Annotated in this window: 4 protein-coding genes and 1 pseudogene; 1 reads left to right on the forward strand and 4 read right to left on the reverse strand. The window is 69.6% G+C overall.

What is annotated here, in order from left to right; all coding sequences use genetic code 11:
• Together ACFWPJ_RS21715 and ACFWPJ_RS21720 are read right to left on the reverse strand one after the other, a co-directional pair.
• Positions 1 to 535: pseudogene (locus tag ACFWPJ_RS21715) on the reverse strand (cytochrome P450); the annotation flags it as partial.
• 90 nt (positions 536 to 625) lie between these two features.
• Positions 626 to 1,270: a DUF4097 family beta strand repeat-containing protein gene (locus ACFWPJ_RS21720; RefSeq protein ID WP_378854028.1), complete on the reverse strand. Its 645-nt coding sequence runs from the start codon at positions 1,268 to 1,270 to the stop codon at positions 626 to 628.
• A gap of 171 nt (positions 1,271 to 1,441) precedes the next feature.
• Between ACFWPJ_RS21720 and ACFWPJ_RS21725 the strand changes: the two genes are divergently transcribed.
• Positions 1,442 to 4,576 carry a BTAD domain-containing putative transcriptional regulator gene (locus ACFWPJ_RS21725; protein ID WP_378854030.1) on the forward strand — a complete coding sequence of 1,045 codons (3,135 nt, stop codon included), beginning with the start codon at positions 1,442 to 1,444 and terminating at the stop codon, positions 4,574 to 4,576.
• Here ACFWPJ_RS21725 and ACFWPJ_RS21730 read toward each other — a convergent pair.
• Complete coding sequence (locus ACFWPJ_RS21730; protein WP_378854032.1) at positions 4,560 to 5,327, reverse strand: ABC transporter permease; 768 nt, start codon at positions 5,325 to 5,327, stop codon at positions 4,560 to 4,562. The two genes, ACFWPJ_RS21725 and ACFWPJ_RS21730, sit on opposite strands and share 17 nt — an antisense overlap.
• Positions 5,324 to 6,268 carry an ATP-binding cassette domain-containing protein gene (locus ACFWPJ_RS21735; RefSeq protein WP_378854034.1) on the reverse strand — a complete coding sequence of 315 codons (945 nt, stop codon included), beginning with the start codon at positions 6,266 to 6,268 and terminating at the stop codon, positions 5,324 to 5,326. The genes ACFWPJ_RS21730 and ACFWPJ_RS21735 overlap by 4 nt, the downstream gene beginning before the upstream one ends.
• Between the last annotated feature and the right edge of the window lie 32 nt (positions 6,269 to 6,300).

The following is a 6,300-nucleotide window of genomic DNA, read 5'->3' on the forward strand; positions in this document are numbered from 1 at the left end:
GGGCCGAGTTGACCTGGAAGGTCTCCCGGTCCGCGTACGGAACGCCGAGCAGTTCGCAGATCACCAGCGAGGGCACCGGCAGCGCGAACTCCTTGACCAGGTCGACCGGCGGAGTCAGCCGCGCCATCTCGTCCAGCTGCCGCTCGGTGATCTCGATGATGTGGTCTTCGAGCTGCTTCATCCGTTTGACGGTGAATGCGCCGATGAGCTTGCGCCGCAGCCGGGTGTGGTCCGGCGGGTCCATGGCGACGAACAAGCCCGGGGTCTGCGGCGACGGCTCGGTCTGGACGGGCATGCCGGGGGTCTCGTACGCCACGTGCACGATGCCGAGGTCCTGGCGGGAGCTGAACCGGGTGTCGGCCAGGAGCCGGCGGACAGCTTCGTAGCCGGTGACCACCCAGCCTTCGTGACCATCGGGGAAGAGCAGCGGGCTGACGGGGCGAGCCTCACGAAGCCGGGTGATCTCGCTGGGCGGATCGAAGGGACCGGCATCGCGATGCTGCGGAAGGCCGTGCGGGACGGGAAATTCACTCATCGGTTTCTCCTTGTCGAAGACACGCGCCGGAGCGCTGAATGGGCATGGGCCGCACCGGTTCGGCGCGGCCCACGCGGTGGCCGAGGCCGTTCACGCGGCGACGATGTGCCCGATGACGATGTTGCCGACGCTGTTTCGCGCGAACACCTCGACGGTGTCGGCCGGGTCGTGCGCCGCGGCGACCGGGCTGATCATGTTGTGCACGGTGCCGATGGTGGTGCTGGTCTCCAGGCGCACCGCGCTGGTGGGGCTGATGCCGACCTCCAGCTCGCCGACAGAGGTCTCCAGGCGCAGTTCGCCGCGGACTGCTTCACCGATGCGGATGTTGCCCTTGGCCGCCTTCGCGGTCACCGAACCCTGCGGGCGCTCGATGACGATGTCGCCGAGCGAGACCGTCACGTCACACGAGCCGAGCGCGCCGGCGCCGAGCAGGTGCCCGACACCGGCGGTGCTCTTCAGCCGCGAACCGGCGGGGACCTGGATGGTCACTTCGATGGTGGGGTTGCCACCGAAGGGGGTGTGGGTGCGCCAGCTCTTCGGCGTGGTCACCGTCAGAGCGCCGTCGGTGAAATCGACGGTGGTCTGCTCGGCGGCGCGCACGTCGGCCTTCTTGGTCGCGTCGGCGGGCTTGATCTCGACGGTGGTGTCGCTGCGATCGGAGGCGATGACAGTGACACCGGCGGAGAGAACATCGACGGTGACGGCGATCGGGGCGGGGGTCTGGAAGGTGATCATCTCGTGCTCCTCGGTGGGTGTTGCCGTTCGGTTGATGTGACTACTGTCGCGAGCGCCGCTGACACGGACCTGACACCGGCCTGACGTACCGGCTGATACGAAATCCGCGCCGGTCGGACGGGTGTCCACCACGACACGCGACCCGTTTGACTTGCAGGGCACAATGGCCAGGTGCAGATCGGAATGCTTGGACCGCTGGAGATCCGAACGCAGGACGGTGGATCGATAGCGATACCGGGCGCCCGGCTGCGGACGCTGCTCATCGCCCTCGCGCTGGAACCTGGCCGCGCTGTCTCCAAGTCGAAACTCGTCGACTTGATCTGGGGTGAACAACCCCCCTCCGACGCGGCGAATGCCTTGCAGGCGTTGGTTTCCCGGTTGCGGCGGCTGCTGCCCGACGGCTGCGTCGAGGTGGCTGCGGGCGGTTACCGGCTGACCGTGGAACCCCGCGCGGTCGACGCCGTGCGGTTCGAACAGCTCCTCGACCAGGCCCGCGGCGGCGACGACGCCCGGCAAGCGCAGCTGCTGCGCGAGGCACTGGAATTGTGGCGCGGCGAGGCGATGCGCGACCTCGGCGACAACGAGGCGTTCGACCCGGTCATCACCCGATTCGACGGCCTGCGCCTGGCCGCCTTCGAGGATCGCTACGAAGCCGAGATCCGGTTGGGCCGTGGCCCCGAAGTGGTCGCGGAGCTCACCGAGCTGGTGGCCGAGCATCCGGTGCGGGAACGGCTCGTCGCGTCGCTCATGCGGGCATTGGGCGCCGCGGGCCGAGGCGCCGAGGCGCTGGTCGTGTACCAGCGGGCACGGGAGTCCTTGGCCGACGAACTGGGTGTCGACCCATCGCCGGAACTGTCCGCCCTGCATGTCGCGCTGCTGCGCGGCGAAGTGGGCGCGCGACCCACCGAACGCACGACGAACCTGCGTGCCGAGTTGACCAGCTATGTCGGCAAGCGCGCCGACATCGCCGCCGTCCGCGAACTCATCGCGGCACACCGCCTGACGACGGTCACCGGGCCGGGCGGCTCGGGCAAGACCCGGCTCGCGGTGGAGACCGCGCGGACCATGCTCGACGACCTGCCCGACGGTGCCTGGCTGGTGGAACTGGCCGCCGCCGACGGCAGCGGCGACCTGGCGCAGACCGCGTTCGCTGCCCTCGGACTCCGCGACGCGCTGCTCGGCAGCCCACCGAACGCCGAACCGATGGACCGGCTCATCGCGGCGATCCGCGACCGCGAGACGCTGCTGATCCTGGACAACTGCGAGCATCTGATCGAATCCGCGGCCGCCTTCGCCCACCGGATCCTCGGCGAGTGCACCCGGCTGCGGATCCTCGCGACGAGCAGGGAACCGCTGGGCATCACCGGCGAGGCGCTGTGGCAGGTCGAGCCGCTGACGGTCCCCGCCGACGACGCCGATCCCCGTGAGATCGAGACCTCGCCCGCCGTCGCGCTGTTGCGGGACCGGGCGGGCGCGGTGCGCAAAGATCTCACGATCGACGCGGCGACCCTGGCGACCATGGCACGGGTCTGCCGGGCTCTCGACGGCATACCGCTGGCGATCGAACTGGCCGCGGCCCGCTTGCGCACCATGTCCCTCGATCAGCTCGCCCACCGCCTCGATGATCGGTTCCGCCTGCTGACCGGCGGCAGCCGCACCGCGATCGCGCAGCACCGGACCTTGCGCGCGGTGGTCGACTGGAGCTGGGAACTGCTCAGCGACACCGAACGGATAGTGCTGAGCAGGCTCGCGGTGTTCACCGGCGGCGCGAGTCTGGAAGCGGCCGAACAGGTTTGCGCGAACGACGCGGGGGTCGAGCAGTGGGAGGTGCTCGAGCTGCTCACCGCACTGACCGAGAAATCGCTGTTGCTCGTCACCGAGGACGCGAACCCCCGCTACCGCATGCTCGAGACGATCAAGCAGTACGCCGCGGCCCGGCTCGACGAGGCGGGCGGCGCGGATTCCGCACGCCGAGCGCATCTGACGTACTTCACCGGCCTCGCGGGCACCGCGGAACCGCACCTGCGCCGCGCCGAGCAACTGGAGTGGCTCGCCGTTCTCGCGGCCGAGCACGACAACCTCGCGACGGCGATGCGCTGCGCGCTGGCCGACGGCGACGCGAGCGGGGCGATGCGGCTGGCGGCGGCCGCGGGCTGGTACTGGTGGCTGGCCGGATACAAGGCCGAGGGCACGGAGTTCATCCTCGCGGCCACCGAGGTGCCCGGCGACGTGGACGACGAGACCCGGGCGACGGTCTACGCGCTGGTTGTCCATTTCCTGAGCTCGGGACGTGACGACGAGCACGGGGTCGAGGAGTGGATTCACAAGGCGTATCACTTCAGCCGTGGCGTCGAGGGTGGCCATCCGGCGCTGCGCTTCGCCGACGTGCTCGAGCGCATGCTGGCCGGCCCTGCGGAATTCCTGCCCGCGTTCGAATCTCGGCTCACCGACGAGGACCCGTGGGTCCGGGCCTTGGCGCGGCTGCAGCTGGGCAAGCTGCGCACCGTGCTCGGCCACGAAGGGCGCGAGGCCGATGAGTATCTCGAGCAGGCGCTCACCGAATTCCGGGCCATCGGCGAGCGCTGGGGGATGTCGTTCGCGCTCACCGAGCTGGCGAACCGGACCGCCATGCGTGGCGAATTCGCCAGTGCCTGTGAGCTTTTCGAACAGGGCATCGCGGTGGTCACCGAGGTCGGCACCCTCGAGGACGTGGTGCGCATGCGAGCGCGGCAGGCTCAGCTGTTCTGGCTGCTCGACGACGCCGAGGCCGGCGCGGCCGCTCTGGCCGAAGCGCAGCGGTGCGCGGATCAGACCGGGTGGCCGACCGCGCTGGCCGAAGTCGCCTTGGTGCGCGCCGAGCTGGCCAGGTGGAACGGCGATACCGCACTGGTGCGCGGGCAGATCGACCTCGTCCGTACGCTGGTCGGCCGCGACGCCGAGCAACCCATCGTCAGCGCCATGATGCAGGACATGCTCGGCTACGTCGCGGACGGTATCGACGAGGCGCGCGCACACCACGGCGCGGCCTTCCGGGCGGCGTCGGCGGCCGGCCACGCGCCCCTGTTGGCCCAGGTGCTCGTCGGGATCGCGGACCTGGCCTTGCGCGCCGAGCAGTACGAGCAGGCCGCGCGGCTGCTCGCGGCCAGTACCGCGACGCGCGGGCTGCCCGATCTCTCCCAGCCGGACACCGCCCGCATCGAGCGGACAGCACGACATCGCCTCGGTGACAAGGGATTCACCGAGGCGATGCGGGAGGGTGCGCTGGCGAGCAGGCCGGAACTGGTGGCACTCACGCTCGCTTGGTGAACGTGGCACGCGACCACAGGTATCCGACGATGGCGAACCCGGCGCACCAGGCGAGCGCGGCGGCGGTGTAACCGGCGGAGGGGTCGCCTGCCAGGAATCCGCGCAGGGATTCGATGATCGGGGTGAAAGGCTGGTACTCGGCGAACTGGCGGACGCCGGGACCCATCTTCTCCGCGGGCACGATCGCGCTGCTCACGAAGGGCAGCATGATCAGCGGCACCACCGACATACCCGCGGCTTCAGGGGTTTTCGCGGCGATGCCGAGCGCGACGGTGAGCCAGGCCGCGGCGAAGGCCGTGGCCAGCAGGACGCCGAGCGCGCCCAGCCACTGCACAGCGGTCGCCGGGGAGCGGAATCCCAGCGCGAAGCCGACGGCGAGGACGGAGGCGACGGCGACCATGTTGGTCACCATGCTCGCCGCGACATGGCCGGTGAGCACGGCGCCGCGGGAGACATCCATGACCTTGAACCGGTTGATGACACCGGTGGTCATGTCGGAGCTCACCGAGACCGCGGTGCCCGACAGGCCGTAACTGATGGCCAGCATCAGCATGCCCGGTACGGCGTAGTCGATGTAGTTGTCGCCGACGTCGAACGCGTCGCCGAAGACGTAGACGAAGATCAGCATCATCACCACGGGCATCAGCGCCGCGTTGAAGATCGTGACCGGGGAACGGGTGATGTGGGTGAAGTTGCGGCGCAACATGACCGATGCGTCGAACAGGGAATCGCTGACGGAAAGAGTGCTCATCGTGCTTCGGCCTCCGTGGTGGCGTGCCCGGTCAGGGCAAGAAAGACATCGTCGAGATCAGGGGTGTGGATGGAGACCTGGTCGGCCTCGAGCGAGTGGGCGGCGAGCTGATCCAGCAGGGCCCGCAGGGATTTCGAGCTGCCGTCGCCGGGGACCCGCAGGGCCAGCGTCTCGTCGTCGGGGGTGGCGCCAGGCAGGATCCGTGCCGCCGCCGCCAGTTCCGTGGCCTCGGTGAACCGCAGCTGGATGTGGCTGCCGGGGACGCGGCGCTTGAGCTCGTCGGCGGTGCCTTCGGCGACGATGCGGCCCTGGTCGAGGACCGCGATCCGGTCGGCCAGCTGATCGGCTTCCTCGAGGTACTGGGTGGTGAGGAAGATGGTCACGCCGTCGGCGGTCAGCTCCCGCACGATCTCCCACATGGTGCGCCTGCTGCGGGGATCCAGTCCGGTGGTCGGCTCGTCCAGGAAGACGATCTCCGGCTTGGTGACCAGGGTCATCGCCAGATCCAGTTTCCGGCGCATGCCGCCGGAGTAGGACGACGCCGGCTTGCGCGCCGACTCCACCAGATCGAATCGTTCCAGCAGCTCGGTGACCACCCGCTTGCCCGCCGTGCCGCGCAGGCGGTGCAGATCCGCCATCAGCTTCAGGTTCTCCTCGCCGGTGAGCAGATCGTCGACCGCCGCGAACTGGCCGGTGACGCCGATGGCCGCGCGCACCGCTGTGGTCTCGGTCGCCAGGTCGTGGCCCGCCACGCTGGCCGTTCCGCCGTCCGCCCGCAACAACGTGGTCAGGACGTTCACCGTGGTCGTCTTGCCCGCACCGTTCGGACCGAGCAGCGAGAAGATCGTGCCCGCGCCGACGGTGAGGTCTATGCCGTCGAGGATCGTCTTGTCCCCGTATGACTTCCGCAGCCCGGAGGCCGCGATTGCTGTGCTGTTCATGGGGACTACCGTCGCCGGTGCGGCTGATACCG

It is taken from the genome of Nocardia sp. NPDC058497 (assembly GCF_042720195.1).
GTDB lineage: Bacteria > Actinomycetota > Actinomycetes > Mycobacteriales > Mycobacteriaceae > Nocardia.